The sequence below is a fragment of the Amycolatopsis sp. NPDC098790 genome (assembly GCF_044759945.1).
In the GTDB taxonomy this organism is placed as follows: domain Bacteria; phylum Actinomycetota; class Actinomycetes; order Mycobacteriales; family Pseudonocardiaceae; genus Amycolatopsis.
The window spans coordinates 52971-73943 of record NZ_JBIWAI010000013.1 but is presented as its reverse complement, the minus strand read 5'-3'; the positions used below and the strand labels follow the sequence as shown (position 1 = coordinate 73943).

General features: G+C 71.2%; 18 protein-coding genes. 10 read left to right on the top strand and 8 right to left on the bottom strand.

Annotation, left to right across the window (positions count from 1 at the left end):
* Nucleotides 1-170 precede the first annotated feature (170 nt).
* Both aceE and ACIQWX_RS50040 read left to right on the top strand, forming a co-directional pair.
* On the top strand, nt 171-2966 hold the full coding sequence (aceE, locus tag ACIQWX_RS50045; RefSeq protein ID WP_400887250.1) for a pyruvate dehydrogenase (acetyl-transferring), homodimeric type: 2796 nt from the start codon (nt 171-173) through the stop codon (nt 2964-2966).
* Between the two features lie 83 nt (nt 2967-3049).
* Entirely contained in the window at nt 3050-4261 is a 1212-nt protein-coding gene (locus tag ACIQWX_RS50040) for an alpha-hydroxy-acid oxidizing protein (RefSeq protein WP_400887247.1), read from the top strand.
* Nucleotides 4262-4274: 13 nt separating this feature from the next.
* On the opposite strand, the gene ACIQWX_RS50035 is transcribed toward ACIQWX_RS50040, so the two are convergent.
* The gene (locus ACIQWX_RS50035; RefSeq protein WP_400887244.1) at nt 4275-5018 is read right to left on the bottom strand and encodes an SDR family oxidoreductase; all 744 of its coding nucleotides are present in this window, start codon (nt 5016-5018) and stop codon (nt 4275-4277) included.
* An 83-nt stretch (nt 5019-5101) separates the two neighbouring features.
* Here ACIQWX_RS50035 and ACIQWX_RS50030 point away from each other — a divergent pair, with 83 nt between their 5' ends.
* On the top strand, nt 5102-5695 hold the full coding sequence (locus tag ACIQWX_RS50030) for a TetR/AcrR family transcriptional regulator (RefSeq protein WP_400887241.1): 594 nt from the start codon (nt 5102-5104) through the stop codon (nt 5693-5695).
* A gap of 110 nt (nt 5696-5805) precedes the next feature.
* Nucleotides 5806-7422, top strand: a complete 1617-nt coding sequence (locus ACIQWX_RS50025; RefSeq protein ID WP_400887238.1) for an L-lactate permease — start codon at nt 5806-5808, stop codon at nt 7420-7422.
* On the opposite strand, the gene ACIQWX_RS50020 is transcribed toward ACIQWX_RS50025, so the two are convergent.
* From ACIQWX_RS50020 to ACIQWX_RS50000, 5 genes are all read right to left on the bottom strand, one after another.
* Nucleotides 7403-8038, bottom strand: a complete 636-nt coding sequence (locus ACIQWX_RS50020; RefSeq protein WP_400887236.1) for a nicotinamide riboside transporter PnuC — start codon at nt 8036-8038, stop codon at nt 7403-7405. The two genes, ACIQWX_RS50025 and ACIQWX_RS50020, sit on opposite strands and share 20 nt — an antisense overlap.
* Nucleotides 8039-8092: 54 nt before the next feature.
* Complete coding sequence (locus ACIQWX_RS50015) at nt 8093-8806, bottom strand: MOSC domain-containing protein (RefSeq protein WP_400887233.1); 714 nt, start codon at nt 8804-8806, stop codon at nt 8093-8095.
* A 73-nt stretch (nt 8807-8879) separates the two neighbouring features.
* Nucleotides 8880-9653 carry a hypothetical protein gene (locus ACIQWX_RS50010; RefSeq protein ID WP_400887230.1) on the bottom strand — a complete coding sequence of 258 codons (774 nt, stop codon included), beginning with the start codon at nt 9651-9653 and terminating at the stop codon, nt 8880-8882.
* Nucleotides 9654-9862: 209 nt separating this feature from the next.
* Nucleotides 9863-11086, bottom strand: a complete 1224-nt coding sequence (locus ACIQWX_RS50005; protein WP_400887228.1) for an ABC transporter permease — start codon at nt 11084-11086, stop codon at nt 9863-9865.
* Nucleotides 11083-11991: an ABC transporter ATP-binding protein gene (locus ACIQWX_RS50000; RefSeq protein ID WP_400887225.1), complete on the bottom strand. Its 909-nt coding sequence runs from the start codon at nt 11989-11991 to the stop codon at nt 11083-11085. Before ACIQWX_RS50000 ends, ACIQWX_RS50005 begins: the two co-directional genes overlap by 4 nt.
* A gap of 128 nt (nt 11992-12119) precedes the next feature.
* Between ACIQWX_RS50000 and ACIQWX_RS49995 the strand changes: the two genes are divergently transcribed.
* The 5 genes from ACIQWX_RS49995 (at nt 12120) to ACIQWX_RS49975 (ending at nt 17326) form a co-directional block, all read left to right on the top strand.
* Entirely contained in the window at nt 12120-13334 is a 1215-nt protein-coding gene (locus ACIQWX_RS49995) for a PucR family transcriptional regulator (RefSeq protein WP_400887223.1), read from the top strand.
* 489 nt (nt 13335-13823) lie between these two features.
* Complete coding sequence (locus ACIQWX_RS49990; protein ID WP_400887221.1) at nt 13824-14747, top strand: ACP S-malonyltransferase; 924 nt, start codon at nt 13824-13826, stop codon at nt 14745-14747.
* Nucleotides 14744-15727 (top strand): beta-ketoacyl-ACP synthase III, encoded by a 984-nt coding sequence (locus ACIQWX_RS49985; RefSeq protein ID WP_400887219.1) that lies wholly within the window; start codon nt 14744-14746, stop codon nt 15725-15727. The genes ACIQWX_RS49990 and ACIQWX_RS49985 overlap by 4 nt, the downstream gene beginning before the upstream one ends.
* A 74-nt stretch (nt 15728-15801) precedes the next feature.
* Nucleotides 15802-16047, top strand: a complete 246-nt coding sequence (locus ACIQWX_RS49980; protein ID WP_004559006.1) for an acyl carrier protein — start codon at nt 15802-15804, stop codon at nt 16045-16047.
* Nucleotides 16048-16075: 28 nt separating this feature from the next.
* A complete protein-coding gene (locus ACIQWX_RS49975; protein WP_400887218.1) occupies nt 16076-17326 on the top strand; it encodes a beta-ketoacyl-[acyl-carrier-protein] synthase family protein in 1251 nt (416 codons plus the stop codon).
* A gap of 45 nt (nt 17327-17371) precedes the next feature.
* Here ACIQWX_RS49975 and ACIQWX_RS49970 read toward each other — a convergent pair whose 3' ends face one another.
* Both ACIQWX_RS49970 and ACIQWX_RS49965 read right to left on the bottom strand, forming a co-directional pair.
* Nucleotides 17372-17965: a hypothetical protein gene (locus ACIQWX_RS49970; RefSeq protein WP_400887216.1), complete on the bottom strand. Its 594-nt coding sequence runs from the start codon at nt 17963-17965 to the stop codon at nt 17372-17374.
* Between the two features lie 30 nt (nt 17966-17995).
* Nucleotides 17996-18499: a DUF3145 domain-containing protein gene (locus ACIQWX_RS49965; protein WP_400887214.1), complete on the bottom strand. Its 504-nt coding sequence runs from the start codon at nt 18497-18499 to the stop codon at nt 17996-17998.
* A gap of 272 nt (nt 18500-18771) precedes the next feature.
* Here ACIQWX_RS49965 and ACIQWX_RS49960 point away from each other — a divergent pair, with 272 nt between their 5' ends.
* The gene (locus ACIQWX_RS49960; protein WP_400887212.1) at nt 18772-20970 is read left to right on the top strand and encodes a hypothetical protein; all 2199 of its coding nucleotides are present in this window, start codon (nt 18772-18774) and stop codon (nt 20968-20970) included.
* The last annotated feature ends 3 nt before the right edge of the window (nt 20971-20973 follow it).

Below are 20973 nucleotides of genomic sequence, written 5' to 3'. Positions count from 1 at the left end.
GGGAGAAGAAAACGCGCGCGCGATACACCGCGCGCGGGGAGTGGCCCGACCGGGTCGGCCCATGTTACCGCCAAGTAGCGGTGCGGAAGCCGGGACGGAAGACGACGATGGAGAGTCGTACACCCCCGAGCACGAGCACCACCGGCTACAACTTTTCGCAAGGAGACCCCTTGGCCCCGCAGAACGACGGCGCCTCCGGCAAGGAGACCCCGGCACGCGTACGCGTCATCCGTGACGGACTGGCCGCGCACCTGCCCGACATCGACCCGGAGGAGACCGCCGAGTGGCTGGACTCCTTCGACGAGGCCCTCGCGAGGGGCGGGCAGCAGCGAGCCAGGTACCTGATGCTGCGCATCCTCGAGCGCGCCCGGGAGCGGAACGTCGGTGTCCCGGCGCTGACCTCGACGGACTACGTCAACACCATCCCCACCGAGAACGAACCCTGGTTCCCCGGTGACGAGGACATCGAGCGCCGCTACCGCGCGTGGATCCGGTGGAACGCGGCGATCATGGTGCACCGCGCGCAGCGCCCCGGCGTCGGTGTCGGCGGCCACATCTCGACCTACGCCTCCTCCGCCGCGCTCTACGAAGTGGGCTTCAACCACTTCTTCCGCGGCAAGGACCACTCCGGCGGCGGCGACCAGATCTACATCCAGGGCCACGCCTCCCCCGGCATCTACGCCCGCGCGTTCCTCGAGGGCCGGCTGAGCGAGTCGCAGCTCGACGGCTTCCGCCAGGAGTTCAGCCACGCGGGTGAGGGCGGCGGCCTGCCGTCGTACCCGCACCCGCGGCTGATGCCGGAGTTCTGGGAGAACCCGACGGTGTCCATGGGCCTCGGCCCGATGAACGCCATCTACCAGGCGCGGTTCAACCGCTACCTGCGCGACCGCGGCATCAAGAACACCGACGACCAGCACGTCTGGGCGTTCCTCGGCGACGGCGAGATGGACGAGGCCGAGTCCCGCGGCCTGGTGCACGTCGCGGCCGGCGAGGGACTCGACAACCTGACCTTCGTGATCAACTGCAACCTGCAGCGGCTCGACGGGCCGGTGCGCGGCAACGGCAAGATCATCCAGGAGCTGGAGTCGTACTTCCGCGGTGCCGGCTGGAACGTCATCAAGGTCATCTGGGGCCGCGAGTGGGACTCGCTGCTGCACGCCGACCGCGACGGCGCGCTGGTCAACCTGATGAACGTGACGCCGGACGGCGACTACCAGACGTACAAGGCCAACGACGGCGCCTTCGTCCGCGAGCACTTCTTCGGCCGCGACCCGCGGACGAAGGACCTGGTCAAGGACCTCTCCGACGCCGACATCTGGAACCTCAAGCGCGGCGGCCACGACTACCGCAAGGTGTACGCGGCCTACAAGTCGGCGCTGGAGCACCACGGCCAGCCGACGGTGATCCTGGCCCACACCATCAAGGGCTACGGCCTGGGCCCGGCGTTCGAGGGCCGCAACGCCACGCACCAGATGAAGAAGCTCACCCTCGACGACCTCAAGCTGTTCCGCGACTCGCAGCGGATCCCGATCAGCGACGAGGAGCTCGAGCGCGACCCGAAGCTGCCGCCGTACTACCACCCGGGCGCGAACTCGGCCGAAATCGAGTACATGATCGGCCGCCGCAAGGCGCTCGGCGGCTTCCTGCCGGAACGCCGTCCCAAGGCCGCCAAGGCGCTCGTGCTGCCCGGCGACAAGGTCTACGAGGGCATCCGGAAGGGCTCCGGCAAGCAGGAGGTCGCCACGACGATGGCGTTCGTCCGGCTGGTCCGCGAGCTCGCGAAGGACTCCGAGATCGGCAAGCGCGTCGTCCCGATCATCCCGGACGAGGCCCGCACCTTCGGCCTCGACTCGATGTTCCCGACGGCCAAGATCTACAACCCGCACGGCCAGACGTACACGTCGGTCGACGCGAGCCTGATGCTGGCCTACAAGGAGTCCGAGAAGGGCCAGCTGCTGCACGAGGGCATCAACGAGGCGGGCTCGACCGCGTCGTTCACCGCCGTCGGCACGTCGTACGCGACGCACGGCGAGCCGATGATCCCGATCTACATCTTCTACTCGATGTTCGGGTTCCAGCGGACCGGTGACGGCCTCTACGCGGCCGCCGACCAGATGGCCCGCGGGTTCGTCCTCGGCGCCACCGCCGGCCGCACCACGCTGACCGGTGAGGGCCTGCAGCACGCCGACGGGCACTCGCTGCTGCTGGCGGCGACCAACCCGGCCGCGGTGGCCTACGACCCGGCGTGGTCGTTCGAGATCGCGCACATCGTGAAGGACGGCCTGCGCCGGATGTACGGCGAGACCGGCCCGGACGGCAACGGCGAGAACGTCTTCTACTACATGACGATCTACAACGAGCCGTACCAGCAGCCCGCCGAGCCGGAGAACCTCGACGTCGACGGCCTGCTGAAGGGTCTGTACAAGTACGCCGACGCCCCCGCGGGCGACGGTCCCGAGGTGCAGATCCTGGTCTCGGGCGTCACGATGCCGGACGCGCTCAAGGCGCAGAAGCTGCTGGCCGAGGAGTGGGGCGTGCGGGCCGCGGTGTGGTCGGCGACGTCGTGGACCGAGCTGCGGCGCGAGGCCGTCGAAATCGACCACGACAACCTGCTCTACCCGGGCAGCGAGCCGCGTGTGCCGTTCGTCACCGAGAAGCTGCAGGGCTCGAACGGCCCGGTCGTGGCGGTGTCGGACTGGATGCGCGCGGTGCCGGACCTGATCCGCCCGTACGTCCCGACCGACATGCTGACGCTCGGCACGGACGGGTTCGGCTTCTCCGACACCCGGCCCGCCGCGCGGCGGAAGTTCCTGGTCGACGCCGAGTCGATCACGGTCGGCGCCCTGTCGATCCTCGCCAAGCGCGGCGAGGTCGACCAGGCGAAGGTCCTCGAAGCGGCCACGAAGTACCGGCTCGACGACATCGCGGCCGCCGGGCCGCAGACGTCCGACGCCGGGAACGCGTGACCTGGTGCTAGAAAGGAGCCCGGCAGACATCCGATGTCTGCCGGGCTCCTCTTTCCGCGTTGTGTTTTAGGGAGTTGATGAAGGTGACCAAGCGCCGCCTGCCGAAGCCGGATGAGCTGAAGCAGATCCTGCGACCCAAGCCGATCCTGCTGAACCCGACCGAACGGCGGCTGGCGAACGCACACACCATCGCCGACCTGCGGATGGCCGCGCGCAAGCGCACCCCGCGGGCGGCGTTCGACTACACCGACGGCGCCGCCGAGCTCGAGGACAGCCTGCTCCGCGCGCGGCAGGCCTACCGCCGGGTCGAGTTCCACCCGAACGTGCTGCGCGGGGTGTCCGATGTGGACACCACCCGCGAGATCCTCGGCAAGACCTCGGCGCTGCCGTTCGCCTTCGCCCCCACCGGGTTCACGCGGATGATGCAGCACGAGGGCGAAAGCGCGGTCGCCCGCGTCGCCGAGCGCAACGGCATCCCGATGGGCCTCTCGACGATGGCGACGACGTCGATCGAAGACCTGGCCGCGGCCGCGCCGGGCGCCCGCAAGTGGTTCCAGCTCTACGTCTGGCGCGACCACGGCGCCGGTGAAGATCTGATGAATCGCGCGTGGGAGAACGGCTTCGACACGCTGATGCTGACCGTGGACACTCCGGTCGGCGGCGCGCGCCTGCGCGACGTCCGCAACGGCCTGACGATCCCGCCGGCGCTGACGCTCAAGACGTTCCTCGACGGCGCGACGCACCCGGCGTGGTGGTTCAACCTGCTCACCACCGAGCCCCTGCAGTTCGCCTCGCTCAACCACTTCGGCGGCACCGTCGCGGAACTGCTCAACAAGCTCTTCGACCCGACGCTGAACTTCGACGACCTCGACTGGGTCCGCCAGACGTGGCCCGGGAAGCTCGTGGTCAAGGGCGTGCAGAACGTCGACGACGCGCGTGACGTCGTGAAGCACGGCGCGGACGCGGTCCTCATCTCGAACCACGGCGGCCGCCAGCTCGACCGCGCCCCGACGCCCCTGGAGCTGCTCCCGGCGGTGCTGGACGAGGTCCAGGGTGGCGCCGAGGTCTGGATCGACACGGGCATCCTGTCCGGCGGCGACATCGTTGCGGCGATCGCCCGCGGCGCGGACGCGGTGCTGATCGGCCGCGCGTTCCTGTACGGCCTGATGGCCGGCGGCGAGCGCGGGGTCCAGCGGTGCGTCGACATCCTGCGCACCGAGATTGTCCGCACGATGCAGCTGCTGGGCGTCCGGACCTTGAAGGACCTGACGCCCAGCCACGCGACGCTGCGCTGAGGGACTGAAACGTTTAAACCTGCGCCTGGCCACCGTCGACGAAGAACTCGACGCCGTTGACGAAGCTCGCTTCGCCGGTGGCCAGGAACAGCGCGGCGGCCGCGATCTCCGCCGGGTCGCCGAGCCGGCCCAGCGGGACCTGCGCGGCCATCCCGTCGACCAGCTGCTGCTGCGCGCCGGGCTCGGCCAGGCCGAGCAGCCCCGGGGTGAGCGTCGGCCCGGGGCTCAGGACGTTCACGCGCACCCCGCGTCCCTGGAGGTCCAGGGCCCAGGTGCGGGCGAAGTTGCGCACGGCGGCCTTCGTCGCCGCGTAGACGCTCATGCCCGGCGCCACCCGGGTCGACGTCGTCGAGCCGGTGAGGATGATCGACGCGTGCTCGTTGAGCAGCGGCAGCGCCTTCTGCACGGTGAACAGCACGCCCTTGACGTTCGTCCCGAAGGTCGCGTCGAACTGCTCCTCGGTGATCTCGCCCAGCGGCGCCACTTCGCCACCGCCGGAGTTGGCCACCACGACGTCCAGCCCCCGCCCGCGCTCGGCGATCGCGCGGTAGACCTCGTCCAGGTCGGCGAGGTCCGAGGAATCGGCGCGGATCGCCTGCACGCTGCCGCCGATCCCGGCGACGGCGTCGTCGAGGACCTCCTTGCGCCGCCCGGTGACGAAGACGTGCGCGCCTTCCGCCGCGAACCGCTTGGCGATCCCCAGCCCGATGCCGGTTCCGGCGCCGGTCACGAGCGCCGTCTTGTTCTCCAGCTTCACGTTGCCCTCCCGAATTCTTGACTGTCTCGTCCAGAACCTACGCCGTTCTGGACGAGACAGTCAAGAATGCCTATCCTGGGGCCATGGCCAGACCGCGGAGCTTCGACGAAGGCGCGGTCCTGCGCACGGCACGCGACCGGTTCTGGTCGACCGGCTACGCGGGCACGAAGATCGACGACATCGCCGCCGCGACCGGGCTCGGCAAGGGCAGCCTCTACGGCGCCTTCGGCGACAAGCACGCGTTGTTCGTCCGCGTCTTCGACGACCACTGCGTCACCGCGGTCGAAGGCGCGCGCCGCAAGCTCGAGGGCCCCGACAGCGAGGCCTACCAGCGGCTGCGCGACTACGTCCTGGCCGACGCCGAAGCCGTCGCCGCGGACGACATCCACCGGGGCTGCCTGATCGCGAAGGCCGCCGCCGAGTGCGCCGAGCACGACCCCGAGGTCGCCGACCGCGCCCGCCGGGCGTTCCGCGAGCTGAACGGCCTGCTGACGGCCTGCGTCGCGGCCGCCCAGCGCGCGGGCGACCTCGCCGAGGGCCACGACCCGGCCCGGCTGGCCGGCCTGCTCCTGGCGACCATGCGCGGCATCGAAGCGCTCGGCAAGGGCGGCTGCGAGCAGACCGACCTGCGCGGCATCGCCGAGACCGTCCTCGCCGTACTGCCGGTCAGCGGCTGACCGATTGGGCCAACCGGTCTCAAGTTCTTGACGGACCGACCGGTTTGTGACGAAGATCTCGGGCACCCGCCGAAAGGCCGTTTTCGCATCGTGGAAAACGGAGGTCGCCCGTGTTCGTGCAGGATCTCACTCCCCTTGGTTCGCTCGGCCTGTCGGCGCTCGTCGCCGTACTGCCGCTCGCCACCGTCCTCGTGCTCCTCGGCGCCGTCCGGATGCGCGCGCACCACGCCGCCCTCATCGGGCTGCTCGTCGCGCTCGTGGTCGGGATCGCCGCCTACGGCATGCCGGTCGTCCAGGCCGTCTCAGGCGCGCTCTCCGGCGCCGCCTTCGGGCTGTGGCCGATCATGTGGATCGTCGTCAACGCGCTGTGGATCTACCGGCTGACCGTGCGGACCGGGCACTTCGACGTCCTGCGCCGCTCGTTCGGCCGGATCTCCGACGACCCGCGCATCCAGGCGCTCATCATCGCCTTCTGCTTCGGCGCGCTCATGGAAGCCCTCGCCGGCTTCGGGGCGCCGGTCGCGATCAGCGCCGTCATGCTGGTCGCCGTCGGCTTCCACCCGGTGAAGGCCGCCGTCGTCGCGCTCGTCGCGAACACCGCGCCGGTCGCGTTCGGCGCGATGGGCACGCCCGTCGTCACGCTCGCCCAGGTCACCGGGCTGCCGCTGGAGCAGGTCTCCTCGATCGTCGGCCGCCAGACGCCGCTGCTCGCGCTGGTCGTCCCGCTGCTGCTGGTGATCATCGTCGACGGCAAGCGCGGCCTGAAGGACACCTGGCTGCCCGCGCTGGTCTGCGGCATCGCGTTCGGGCTCGTCCAGTTCCTCGCGTCCAACTACGTGGCGCCGCAGCTGGCCGACATCGGGGCCGCGCTCGCCGGCGCCGCCGCGCTGGTCGCGCTCCCCCAGACCCGCCGCCCGGTGCCCGAAGCCGTCCGGGTCAGCATCGGCACCGGCGGGACGGCGACCGAAGAAGCGCCGCCGGAAGACTCGCGCAACGACGTCGTCAAGGCGTACCTGCCCTACGCGCTGATCATCGTGATCTTCTCCCTCGCCGTGCTGCCGCCGATCAAGAAGCTGCTGGACAAGGCGACCTGGAAGTTCCACTGGCCGGGCCTGAACGTCGCCGCGCCGAACGGGAAACCGGTGTCCGGCAACACGTTCTCGCTGCCGTTCCTCAACACCGGCGGCACGCTCGTGCTGCTGGCCGGGATCATCACGGCCGCGATCCTGGCCGTCTCGGCGCGCGGCACGGTCCAGGAGTGGCTGGCCACGGTGAAGGAGCTGCGGTTCGCGATCCTCACCGTCACCGGCGTGCTCGCGCTGGCCTACGTGATGAACCTGTCCGGCCAGACGACGACGATCGGCACGTTCATCGCGGCCGCCGGCGCCGGTCTGGCGTTCCTGTCGCCGGTGCTGGGCTGGTTCGGCGTCGCCGTCTCGGGCTCGGACACGTCGGCGAACGCGCTCTTCGGCGCGCTGCAGGTGACGGCGGCGAACAAGACGGGCCTCGCCGCCGACCTGCTGGCCGCGGCCAACAGCTCCGGCGGCGTCCTCGGCAAGATGGTCTCCCCGCAGAACCTGACCATCGCCTGCGTGGCGGCCAACCTGCCCGGTGAAGAGGGCAAGCTGCTGCGGAAGGTGCTGCCGTGGAGTCTGGGGCTGCTGCTGGTGATGTGCCTGATCGTGCTCGGGCAGAGCACGGCGGTGCTCAGCTGGATGCTGCCATGACCTGACGTCCGGCGACGCGCTTGGCCGAGCGGTTCCAGCTCCACCAGCCGTGGACGACGAGCCCGGCGAACACGATGTAGATCGCGGCCGAGAAGTACAGGCCGGAGGAGATCTGCAGCGGCACGCCGATCGCGTCGACGACCAGCCAGACCAGCCAGAACTCGACGAGTCCCGCGCCCTGCGCCCCGAAGGCGACGAGGGTGCCGACGAAGATGGCGGCGTCCGGCCAGGGCGCCCAGGACGCGTTCAGCGCGTCGAGGACCAGAGCCATCACGGTGGTGCCGACGACGAAGGCGCCGAGCATGGCCAGCCGTTCGGCGAGCCGGCCCTGCCGGACCACGACGCCGAACACCGGGTCCTGGCGGCGGGTCCAGGCCCACCAGCCGTAGACGGAGATGGCGAGGATGGCGACCTGGCGGGCGGCGAGCCCGCCCAGGTGCGCGGAGGCGTAGACGGCAAATAGCAGCACGGTCGCCCCGACCTGCACGGGCCACGTCCACAGGGTGCGACGCTGCGCGAGGAACACGACGGCGAGCGCGAACACCTGCCCGGCGAGCTCCGCGATCGAGATCCACTGACCGAGCACCGTGATTCCGTGGTGCAGCAGGAAATCCACCTGACGCCCCTTTCGTCCTACCGCATCAAACATGCTCCGCGGGGGGTGAATTCCCTAGAGACTGTGAGCCGCGGAACATCCCACTTCGTGGACGTCCCCGAGGCGGAGCGTCCCGCCGCGGACCACGCGGGCCTGGACGCCGAAGGTGACGTCGTTGACGTCGGAGATCGTCTTCAGCAGGCCGGGCGCGGCCGGCAGCCCGTCGGCCGGCAGCCCGACCATCACGCAGCGGACGGCCTTGCGGAGCACCTCGAGCTCGACCTCGCCGAGCCGGATCCGCTCCCCCACCCAGGCCTCTTCCACGAGCTCGGGCGCCGGACCGGTGTCGAGCAGGACGTTGGCCCGGAACCGCCGTTCGTCGAGCGCGACGCCGGGCGCGCGCTCGGCCAGCCACGCCAGCGACGACGTCGTGACCAGGTGCAGCGGCGCTTCGTCGTGGTGCGGGACGCCGGCTTCCTTCGCCAGCTCGACGCCCGGGAGGCCCAGCGCGGCGGCGATTTCCCCGCTCGCGGTGCCGCCGCGGACCTCGCGGCCGTCCGGGAGGGTCACCACCGGGACGTCGCCGTCGTACCGCGCGGCGAAGGCGTGCAGGCCGGGCATCCGCCGGAACCGGCGGGAGTTCTTGCCGCTGCCGAACTTGCCTTCGGCGTCGCGGACGGCGTAGAGGCGGTCGCCCTCGAGTCCGCGCTCGCCGACGGTCACCTCGGCCAGCCGTTCGCCCGCCATCGACTTCACCGGATAGCGCCACAGCGCCGCCACGACCCCCATCGGACCAGCGTAGTGCGCGGAAGGGCCCGGCGGCTTCCTCGTCCGCCGGGCCCTTCCGCGCTCGCGTCCCGGCTCAGATCTGGGGGCGCGGGGTGCCGGCCGGCGGCGTCGGGGTGTTGTCCGCGCCGACCGTCGTCCGGGGACGCTCGGCGGTGCCCATCTCGCCCGTCCGCTGCTTCGGCGTCTCCAGCTGGTGCTCCATGTTCGCCATCCAGCCGCGCCAGCGGTCCTGGGCCGGCTTGATCAGGCCGCCGCCGAAGCCGACCACGATCACGCCGCCGATCGTCGCGAGGACCGCGATCAGGACCGGGCCGGTGATGGCCGTCGCGATGTTCACCTGGCCGAGCGCCGCGATGATGCCGAACGCCATGACCAGCCAGTAGGCACCCAGCGACAGCGGCCGCGCCGCTCCCCTGCCGGACAGCGCCGACGCGACGACGTCACGCACGACCTTCGCGATGGCCGCGGCCACCACGACGAGCACCAGCGCCACCACGATCCGCGGCAGGAACGCGATGATGTCGTTCAGCAGCTGGCTCACCGGGTTCGTCGGCCCGAACACCCCGAACGCCAGCTGCAGGGCGATCAGCAGGATGAAGTAGTAGACCAATTTGACGAGGATCCCCGTCGCGTCGATCTTCTGCTGCCCGATCTTCCCGCTCAGGCCGGTCCGCTCGACCAGTTTCCCGAAACCGGCTTTCCCGAGCACGAGCGCCAGCCCTTTCGAGACGGCTTTCGCGATCAACCAGCCGATCAGCAGGATGATCAGGAATCCCACGAGTTTCGGGACGAACGTGGCCACCATGCTCCACGCCTGCCCGAGCCCGTCCTTCAGTTGCTCGCCCATACCGACTCCCTCCACGGATTTGCACCGGATCGTTGATCAGGTACCCCGCGGCGGCAACTCGTGCGCCCCACGATCGAGTGAGACGACTGGCGCGCGAAGATCACCCGTGGCCATACTGGTTTCACCGGTGGGGACCGGGGAGACGAGGCCGTCCGGCGCAGCGAAAACCGCAAGCGCCGGGCGGCCTCGAGCATTCAGGCCCCGTGCATTCAGGCGGCGCGCAGCGCGTCGCGCAGTTTCACCTTCGCGCCGGTGCGCATCACCGCATTCCGGTAGATCCGCGCGGCCAGCCAGATCAGGCCCGGAATCATCAGCACCACCAGCCCCACCGACACCACCGCTTCCCACACCGGCACCCCGCCCATCGCCAGCCGCATCGGCATCAGCGTCGGCGAAAACACCGGGATCACCGAAAGCACTTCGACGAACGTGTTGCCCGGATCCGACGGCAGCACGGAAATGCCGACGACGTACCCGGCGATCACGAACATCAACGCGGGCATCGTCGCGCCGCCGACGTCTTCCTGGCGCGAAACCAGCGCCCCGAGCGCGGCGAACACGATCGAGTACATGAAGAACCCGAGCAGGTACCACACGACGAGCCAGACGATCGTGCCGACGGCCGCCGAAACGGAAATGGTGAGCGTGCCCGTCGCCAGGCCGGTGACGACGCCGCCGACCCCGATCACCAGCATCTGGATCAGCCCGACCACGCCGATGCCGAGCACCTTCCCGGCCATCAGCTGCCACGGCTTGATCGTCGAGAGCAGCAGCTCGACCACCCGGGACGTCTTCTCCTCGACGACGCCCTGCGCGACGGTCTGGCCGTTGATCATCAGCGACAGGTAGATCAGGATGCCGGCGACGATGCCCAGCACGAGCTGCTGGCCGTTGTAGTCGTAGGGCTCCTCCAGCGGCGGGTCCTCGACGAACTTCGCGCTCGCGACGGCGCTTTCGAACTGCGCCGGGTTCCCGCCGAGCGCGGTGATCTGCTGGTCGAGCGCGACCTGGCGGGCCACCAGCTGCAGGACGTTCGCGAGCTTGCCGTCGAGGTCCTTCTTCACCTGGACGTGCACGCTCTTGCCGTCGCCGGTGAGCAGCGCGTCGAGCGAGCCGTCGGCCAGCTTCGCGCGCCCGGCGGCCTCGTCGGCGACCTGCGTGGTTTCGATGGTCTCGTCGACGGCCTGCCCGGACGCCTTCAGCGGCGCCGAGAACCCGGCCGTGGCCGCGGTGACGCCGACCTTCGAGTCGGCGCCGTCGCCACCGCCGGAGATCAGCTTGATCAGCACGATGCCGACGACGATCAGCAGCAGCATGACGACGGTGGCGACGCGGAATGCCTTCGACTGCACGCGGGTGCTGATCTCGCGGGAGGCGACCAGCCCCACCGCGGCCGCCGGGCTCATCCGCACGTCCGGAACCGGGGTACTCATGCCGGGACCTCCTCGGTCGTCACGACGGAACGGAACAGCTCGGTCAGCGAGGGTTGCTCGCGCGCGAATTCGCGCACCGGCCCGGTGGCCAGCGCGGCCTTGAGGACCGCCTGGTCGTCGGCGCCGTCGCCCAGCTCGAGCTCGGTCACCGGGCCCGTCCGGCCGAGCACCTTCACCCCGGCCAGGCCGTCGGCCCAGCCGCCGCCGGCCTCGGGCGCGTCGACGCGCAACCGCACCGCGCCGCCGGCCCGCAGCTCGTCCACCGTCCCCTTCGCCACCATTTGTCCACTCCGGACGATCCCGACCCGGTCGCACAGCCGCTCCACGAGGTCGAGCTGGTGGCTGGAGAACACGACCGGCACGCCCTCGGCGGCCTTTTCCTTGAGCACCTGGCTCATCACGTCGACCGCGACCGGGTCGAGGCCGGAGAACGGCTCGTCGAGCACCAGGATCCGCGGCTCGTGCACCAGCGCCGCGGCCAGCTGGACGCGCTGCTGGTTGCCCAGCGACAGCTTCTGCACCTCGTCGTCGCGGCGGCCGGCGACGCCGAGCCGTTCGGTCCACTTCTCCACCGACTTCCGCGCGGCGGCGGCCGGCATGCCGTGCAGCCGCGCGAGGTAGGTCAGCTGCTCGGCGACCTTCATCCGCGGGTAGAGGCCGCGTTCTTCGGGCATGTACCCGATGTGGCGGCGCGTTTCGTGCGTCACCGGCTCGCCGTCGTAGCGGACTTCGCCGCCGTCGGCGGAAAGCACGCCCAGCGCGATGCGCATGGTCGTGGTCTTTCCGGCGCCGTTGCTCCCGACGAAGCCGAAAAGCTCGCCGGGCCGGACTTCGAACGTCATTTCCCGCAAAGCGACCACGTCGCCGTAGCGTTTGGAGACCCTGTCGATCTCTAAACCGGTCATTCCGGTTCCCCCGTTCATCCTGATTTCCCCCGCCCGTGATCCTAGGCACCCCGTACACGCACCGCCTACTGCCGGGCGTTGCCACCTGCGGCTACGAAAGTTGCGGAGCACGTAGGATCGCGTCCGCCATGGATGGAACCCCCTCCCCGCGCCGGGTGCCGAAGCACCACGGGCTCTCCGCGAAGACGCTTCGACGGCTGGAGCACGCGTCCGGCAGCCTGGCGAGCGCGAGCATCGCGGTGATGGAACGGCGGCTGCCGTGGTTCGCCCGGCTGCCCGCCGACCAGCGCGCGAGCGTGCTGCTGATCACCCAGGCGGGCGCCGCGGGCTTCGTCGACTGGCTGCGGGACTCGAAGGAGGCCCTGAAGCTGACGACCGAGGCGTTCCGCGACGCGCCGGCCGAGCTGTCGCGGTGGGTCAGCCTGCGCCAGGCCGTCGGCATGGTGCGCCTGGCCATCGAGGTCTTCGAGGAGCAGCTGCCCGACTTCGCCGCGAACGAGGCCGAACGCGCGGCGCTGATCGAGGGAATCCTGCGCTACGGCCGGGAAATCGCGTTCGCGGCGGCCAACTCCTACGCGGCGGCGGCGGAGGCGCGCGGCGCGTGGGACGCCCGCCTGGAAGCACTCGTCGTCGACGGGATCGTCCGCGGCGACGCCGAGGAGTCCGTGCTCTCGCGCGCGACGGCCCTGGGCTGGGAGCCGTCGGCGAACGCGACGGTCCTGGTGGGCAACCCGCCGTCGGAGGACCCGCCGACGGTCGTGTTCGAGGTCCGCAGCCGCGCGGCCCGCGTCGGCCGCCCGGTGCTGCTGTCGGTACAGGGCTCCCGCCTGGTGGTCGTGGTCGGCGGCCCGACCGACGGCGGCGTCAAGGAACGCGAAATCCTCGCCCGGATGTCGGTGGCGTTCGCCGACGGCCCGGTGGTGGCCGGCCCGACGGTGCCGACCCTGGCCGAGGCGCACCACAGCGCGATCGAGGCGTTGTCGGGGCTGCGCGCGGTGGTCGGCTGGCCGGGCGCGCCCCGGCCGGTCCGGTCGGAGGACCTGCTGCCGGAGCGGGCGTTGTCCGGCGACGCGGAGGCAGAACGCCTGCTGGTGGACACGATCGCGCGGCCGCTGGAGGAGGCGGGCCCGACGCTGCAGCGCACGGTCGAGGCCTACCTCGAGAGCGGCGGCGTGCTGGAGACGTGCGCGAAGACGCTGTTCGTCCACCCGAACACCGTCCGCTACCGGCTGCGCAAGGCGGCGGACCTGACGGGCTGCCAGGCGACCGACCCCCGCGACGCGCTGGTGCTGCGAATCGCGTTGACGGTCGGGCGGCTCGCGAGGGCCCGCGGCATCTGGTGACCTCGCCGGGTGTCGAGAACGGGCAACCGGCTCCGTCCCCGGCGCCCGACGGCCACGGCCGGCTCGAGCTGATGAAGTTCCACGCCCCGGCCTCCCCCGCCGCCCTGCCGGCCCAGCCGGTCAACGCCTTCGGGATGCGCCGCATCATGTTCGCCGTCGACGACCTCGACACGTCCTCGCCCGGCTGCGCCCGCACGGCGCGGAGCTCCTGGGCGAGCGGGTCGAGTACGGCGGCAGCCACCGGCTCGCCTACGTCCGCGGCCCCGAAGGGCTCGTCGTCGCCCTCGCCGAGACGCTGGGCTGACCGCCCTTCCCGAGACGACCGTCACGTGATGGACTTAACAGCGAAAGGTGATTGAACCCGACAAGGCATTCGGGTTACGCGCGAGCTTCTTCGGCGCGTCTTTGGAGGGTTCCGACAAAGACGCCGGACAGACACTGTGAACGTCGGCATCCCGCGGAGACCCCGTGAACGTGTTGTCTTGAAGGGTGACAGCAGCAGTCCTCGCTCCCGGTCAGGGGTCCCAGGCCCCCGGTATGTTCACGCCCTGGCTCGACCTCGACGGCGCCCGCGAGCGCGTCGCACTGTGGTCCGAGCGCGCGGGCCTCGACCTGCTCCGCCTCGGCACCGAGGCGGACGCCGACGAGATCCAGGACACCGCCGTCGCGCAGCCGCTGATCGTCGCGCTGTCGCTGCTCACCTTCGAGCACCTCCAGGCCACCGCGCCGGTCCCCGCGGACGCGCCGGTCGCCGGGCACTCCGTCGGCGAGCTCGCCGCGGCCGCGATCGCCGGGGTGCTCGCGCCCGAAGACGCCGTCGCGCTGGCCGCCGTCCGGGGCGCCGAGATGGCGAAGGCGTGCGCGCTGGAACCGACGTCGATGGCCGCGGTCATGCTCGGCGACCCCGAGCAGGTCGTCGCGTGGCTGGAAGAGCGGGGCCTGACCGCGGCGAACCGCAACGGAGCGGGGCAGATCGTCGCCTCCGGTGCCGCCGACGCCATCGCGAAGATCGTCGCCGAGCCCCTGGAAGGCACGAAGATCCGCGCCCTCAAGGTCGCCGGCGCGTTCCACACGCAGTACATGGCGCCGGCCGAGGAGGCGCTGCGCGCCCACGCCGCCGGGCTGACCCCGGCCGACCCGACGCGCCCGCTGCTGTCCAATGCGGACGGCACGGTCGTCACCAGCGGCGCCGAGTACCTGGACCGCCTGGTCAAGCAGGTCACCCGGTCGGTCCGCTGGGACCTGACGATGGACGGCCTGGTCTCCCTCGGCGTCACCCGCACCGTCGAACTCGCGCCCGCGGGCACGCTGACCGGCCTGGTCAAGCGGCAGCTCAAGGGCGTCGTCACCACTACCACGGCGCTGAAGACGCCGGCCGAGCTGGCCGCGCTGCGCCAGGAGGACGCCTCGTGACCGACCGACCCACCCTGAGCCTCAACGCCGGCTCGCGCGGCAGCCGCGTGCTGGGCGTCGGCAGCTACCAGCCCGCGAAGATCGTCACCAACGACGACCTCTCGCAGGTCATGGAGACCAACGACGAGTGGATCCAGACCCGCGTCGGGATCGTGGAGCGCCGGTTCGCCGAAAAGGACGAGCTGCTCACCGACATGGCGGTCGCCGCCGGCACCGCCGCGCTGGCCGACGCCGGGGTCGACCCGTCCGAAGTGGACACGGTGATCCTGCCGAACTGCACCATGCCGACGCTGATCCCGAACGCCGCCGCCCAGGTGGCCGCGCGGATCGGCATCCCCAGCCCCGGCGCCTTCGACCTCAACGCCGCGTGCGCCGGGTTCTGCTACGGCCTCGGCGTCGCCTCCGACCTCATCCGGGCGGGCTCGGCGAAGAAGGTCCTGGTCATCGGCGCGGAGAAGCTCACCGACTCGGTCGACCCGGTCGACCGGGCCAACGCGATCATCTTCGCCGACGGCGCGGGCGCCGCGGTCGTCGGCCCGTCCGACGAGCCGGGCATCGGCCCGGTGTCGTGGGGCAGCGCGGGCGACCTGGTCGACCTGATCTACATGCGCGACGAGAAGTACATCTACCAGGAGGGCCAGTCGGTCTTCCGGTGGGCGACGACGAAGATCGCGCCGATCGCCATGCAGGCGCTGGAGGCCGCCGGGCTCAAGCCGTCCGATGTGGACGTGCTGATCCCGCACCAGGCCAACCTGCGCATCGTCGAGGCGATCGCGAAGAAGCTGCGGGCCAACGGCGCCCGCGACGACATGGTCGTCGCCGACGACATCAGGTTCTCCGGCAACACCTCGTCGGCGTCCATCCCCCTCGCGCTGGACCACATGCGCAAGGCCGGGACGGCGAAGCCCGGCGACGTGGTGCTGGCGGTCGGGTTCGGCGCGGGCCTGTCCTACGCCGGGCAGGCGTTCGTCTGCCCCTGATCACCGTTACGCTCCCCGCGGGCATTCGCCCGAGGGCTACAGACCCCCAGAAAGACCGAGAAGGGAACTACCCCATGGCTGACAACGCTGAGATCCTCGCCGGCCTCGCCGAGATCGTCGAAGAGGTGGCCGGTGTGGCTCAGGACGACGTCACCGCCGAGAAGTCGTTCGTGGACGACCTGGACATCGACTCGCTCTCGATGGTCGAGATCGCCGTGCAGGCCGAGGACAAGTTCGGCGTCAAGATCCCGGACGACGAGCTCGCCAACCTCAAGACCGTGGGCGACGCGGTGAACTACGTGTCGGCCAACTCTAAGTAAGTCCTCTTCCCTCCTTGAGGAGACTCCCATGAGCAACATCGACGTCGTGATCACCGGTCTCGGCGCCACCACACCGCTCGGCGGGGACGTCACGTCCACCTGGGACGGTCTGCTGGCCGGACGGAGCGGGATCCGGACGATCGAGGCCGACTGGGTCGAGGAGCTGCAGCTGCCGGTCAAGATCGGCGGCCAGCTGGCCGTCGACCCGGCCGAGGTCCTGCCGCGGGTCCAGGCCCGCCGCATGGACCGCTGCGAGCAGGTCGCGCTGATCGCCGCCCGCCAGGCGTGGGCCGACGCCGGGTACGCCGAGCCGACCGACGAGCACACCGACGTGGACCCCGACCGCCTCGGCGTGTCGATCGGAACGGGCGTCGGCGGTCCCGTCACCCTGCTCACCCAGAACGATCTGTTGCACCAGCAGGGTCTCCGCAAGGTGTCGCCGCTGACCGTGCCGATGCTGATGCCGAACGGCCCGGCCGCGCACGTGGGCATCGACCTGAAGGCGCGGGCCGGGGTGCACTCCCCGGCCTCGGCCTGCGCTTCGGGTGCCGAGGGCATCGCGAGCGGGGTGGAGATGATCCGCTCCGGCCGCGCCGACGTCGTGATCGCGGGAGGCGCCGAAGCGTGCATCCACCCGATCACGCTGGCCGGCTTCGCCCAGGCCCGCACCGTGTCCACCCGCAACGACGACCCGGCGAGCGCGTCGCGGCCGTTCGACGCGAGCCGGGACGGCTTCGTCCTCGGCGAGGGCTCCGGCGTGGTCATCCTGGAGCGCGCCGACCAGGCGAAGGCCCGCGGGGCGCGCGTGTACGCGACGATCGCCGGCCACGGCATCACCTCGGACGCCTACCACATCACCGGCAACCACCCCGAGGGTCTCGGCCAGATCGCCGCGATGCGCGCGGCGATGAAGATGGCCGGCGTCACGGCCGCCGACGTCGGGCACGTGAACGCCCACGCGACGTCCACTGTGGTCGGTGACATCGGCGAAGCCGCGGCGATCCGCAACGCGATCGGGGAGCACCCGGTCGTGACGGCCCCCAAGGGCGCGCTCGGTCACCTCGTCGGCGGCGCCGGCGCGGTCGAGGGGATCATCACGATCCTCTCGCTGTACCACGGCATCGTGCCGGCGACCCTGAACCTGACCGACCAGGACCCGCGGGTCCAGCTGGACGTCGTGTCGGGCGAGGCGCGCAAGGTCGAGCTGACCGCGGCGATCAGCAACTCGTTCGGCTTCGGCGGGCACAACACCGCGCTGCTGTTCACCCCGGCGGCCTGATTTCCGCTGTGGGTAAAGGGGCTCGGCTTCGGCCGGGCCCCTTTTTCAGCACTTCTCGTGTTCGGGCCCCGGACCGGGGTCGACGGTGTCGATCTTCAGGCCGGTCCTGTCGTTGACCACCGGCAGGACGAGCCGCCACTTGATGCACGTCTCCGGGAAGGTGTCCGGGGCGTCGGCCTTGTTCTGGTTGCTGGTGAAGCCGACCAGGACCCGCAACGACCCGCTGGCGCCGCGCTCGATCCGGTAGACCAGGGCGTCCGAGTCCTTCGTGGACTTGACGCCGGCTTTCCACTCGCTGGCCGACTGTTGCGCGGCGCGCTTGCTGCTGACGACCTGCAGCCACAGCGAATACTGCTTGGTGTTGATGGCTTCGAAGTACGTCTTGAGCAGCTCGCGCACGGCGGAGGCCTGCGGGTGGTTGCGCGCGTCGTCGGTCATCCCGACGGCGCCCAGGCCCGTGGGCTCGTTCCCGCTGGTCGAGGACGGCGCCGACGTCGGCGCGGAGGGTTCGTCGGCGGGCTGGTCGGGACGGCGGTAGGCCTCGCGCGCGAGCAGGCCGGCACCGACGGTCACGGAGAGCACCACGACCACGACGGGCACCAGCCAGCGCTGGCGGGAGCTGGGGGCGGGGGTGGTCACGCGACGAGCGTACCGGCCCCCGTCCCGCCGCTAACCGACCTGGTGCAGCCAGGTCACCGGGGCGCCGTCGCCGGCGTGGCGGTAGGGCTCGAGCGCCTCGTCCCAGCTCGCGGCGAGGAGCTCGTCGAGCTTGTGCGCGAGGGTCTCGCCACCGCGGGTCATGGCGACGAGGGCGCGCAGCTGGTCTTCGCCCACCACGATGTCGCCGTTGGCGCTCGTCCGCCCGTGCCACAGGCCGAGGCCGGGCGCGAAGCAGAACCGTTCGCCGTCGACGCCCGCGCTGGGCTCTTCGGTGACTTCGAACCGAATCATCGGCCACGCCTTGAGGGCGGACGCCAGTCTGGCGCCGGTGCCCGCGGGCGCGCGCCAGCCGCACTCGGCGCGAAGCTGACCCGGACTGGCCGGCTGCGCCGTCCACTTCAGGTCAACGCGGGCACCCAGGGTGCCCGAAATGGCCCACTCGACGTGCGGACACACCGCAGACGGCGACGAGTGGACGTACACCACACCTCGGGTGCTGCCACGGGTGCTCACTGCTACCTCCGCTTGTTGCTCGACGAGGGACGTCTTCCCCTACGCCCTACTTCGAGCTGCAGCGCGGCTTCAGTGCGGCTCCCGAATGCCGCCTCCGATGCGTTGTAGCACATTCTGCACCCCAACCGTGCTGTTTGGCCACACGAACACCACAAGTCACCCGGGGCACCACTTTCGGAGGGCACCGGGCCGCGTCGTCCCCGTGTCGCGCCGGGGATTCGGCCGGGCGCGCTAGCGTGATGACCCGGAACGACGAGCAGGGAGGGGTTTCGGTGCGACTGGTGCGCCTGGAGCGGCAGCAGTCCCGCGTCGCCGACGACGTCCGGGCGGCGCTGGCGTCCCTGGGCCGCGGCAGCACCGTGATCGGCGGGATCGCGCTGGTGGGCGTCGGCTCGGTGACCGAGCGCCCGATCGAGGCGGTGGTCCTGCTCCCCCACGGGGTGATCATCGTGATCGGCGTGGACCTCCCGGACCCGGCGTTGAGGCTGGAGGCCCCGCTGGGCGCCGAGTGGAAGGCGGACGGCTGGCCCCTGGTGGCCGACGACGACGCGATCAACCCGGCGACGGAAGCGCTGGACATCTCCCAGGCGTGTGAGCGGCGGATCGCTTCCCTGGTCCCGGGAACGGGCCCGGTGGGGACGATAGTCGCGGTAGGACCGTACGTGGAGACGGTCGACCAGCCGGCAACGGACCTGGCGGGTCCGGTTCGAGTGTTGCACCCCACCCCGACGACGATGCTGGCGGCAACGGTGTCGCTGGCCACGGCGCACCGGCCGCGTTCGGTGGACCAGGTGCGGGCGTTGATCCGGGGATTGGCCCCGGAGGCACCGGAGTTTTCGGACGAAGTGTTGTTGGGCGAGGGATTCAGCCGGTTCACGGACGATTCGCCGCCGGAGTCCCTTTGGGACGGTGGGCCGCCGGTGCCCAGCCAGGCGGGGGTTGCGGCTGGCTCGGCGACCGGCTCCGCCGCCTCGGCTGAAGCGAGCGCAGGCCCGGCTTCGGCGGTGGCGGCTCCCTCGCTTTCGGCCTCGAACTCGGCCGAACCCGGCTCCCCCTCCGAGGAGCTGCCCGCAGCGGACCCCGCCGAGCCGACCTCGCTCCCGGCCGAACCCAGCTCACCCGCCGAAACCTTGCCTGCTGACCCGGGTTCGCCCACTGTGGACAACTCCGGATGGCATACCAAAACTCCGGTCGCCGCCAAAGCCGAACCGGCACCCTCGCCGGCCGATGCCTCGGAGCCCGCCGCCGAGCCGGAGGTCGAGCCGGAAGCTGATCTCGCCCCGTCCGCGCAGAACTCCGGCGCCGAAGCCTCATCCCCGCTCGCCGAACCCGAGCGCACCGAAGTGCTGCCGTCGCCCGACGCCGAGCGCACCGAGAAGCTGCCCGCGCCGGCTCTTCCGCTGTTCCCAGGCGCCGTGCCGCCTCGGCCGGCCGAGGCGGACACCGAGCGAACCGAGAACCTCACCGCCGCACCCGCGCCAACCACCTCGCGGCCGACCACGCCACAGCGACCCGACCACACCGAACCGGCGCGGTCCAGCCAGGAGCCAGAGCCGCCCAACCGCACCCAACCGGCGCGCCCCAACCACACCGAACCGGCGCGCTCCTTCACACCGAGCCACGGCGGCTCAACCACACCGCGTCAGAGCGCCCCCGACAACACCGCGCCACAGCAGGCCAACCAGACCGAGCCGGCGCAATCCACTCCACCAAGCCACGGCGGCCCAACCACACCAGGCCAGAGCGCCGCCAACCACACCGAACCGGCCCGAGCCACTCCACCGGCCGCCCAGCCACACCCCCCAGCGGACTCGCCGCGTCCCTTCCCCACCCCGCGCCCGACCCCGCGCGAAGCCGCCCCCACCTCGAAAACCGTCCGCTGGATCCCCCTGGCCGCGATCGGCCTCTTGGTCGCCCTGGTCGTCGCCGCCATCGTCGTGGCCACCTCCGGCGAAAACACCGAGACCGCCGCCGCCCCGACCGGCGCGCCCTCCTCCACGACACAGCCTCCGCCGCCGACCAGTACTCCCGTCGCGCGGAGCCTGCAGTTCTCCCTTCGCGCCGCCGACCACGATCAACGTTGCGCGTCCCACGCCTTCGGCGATGCCCAAGCCAGCCTGCAGCAGACCAGCTGCTCCGGCGTGCGGCGCGCCTCCTACGCCGCCACCGTCGACGGGCGGGCCGCCGCCGTCACCATCGGGATCGTCGAGTTCCCCGCCGCCGCGCAGGCCGCCGCCTTCAAGGCCGTGGCCGACACCCCCGGCGGAGGCGGTGTGCTCGACCTCGCCGCCGAGACCGGCAAGTGGGGCGCCACCCCCGCGCCCCGCTTCGAGAACGCCGCCTACGCCTCCAAGACCGTCGGCAACTCCGTGCGGATCGTGCAGGCCGTCTGGGTGCCGGGACCGTCCACTCCGGACGATCCCGGACTCACCCGGGCCGTGCAGGCCGCCCTCGACCTGCCCGCCCAGTGACCC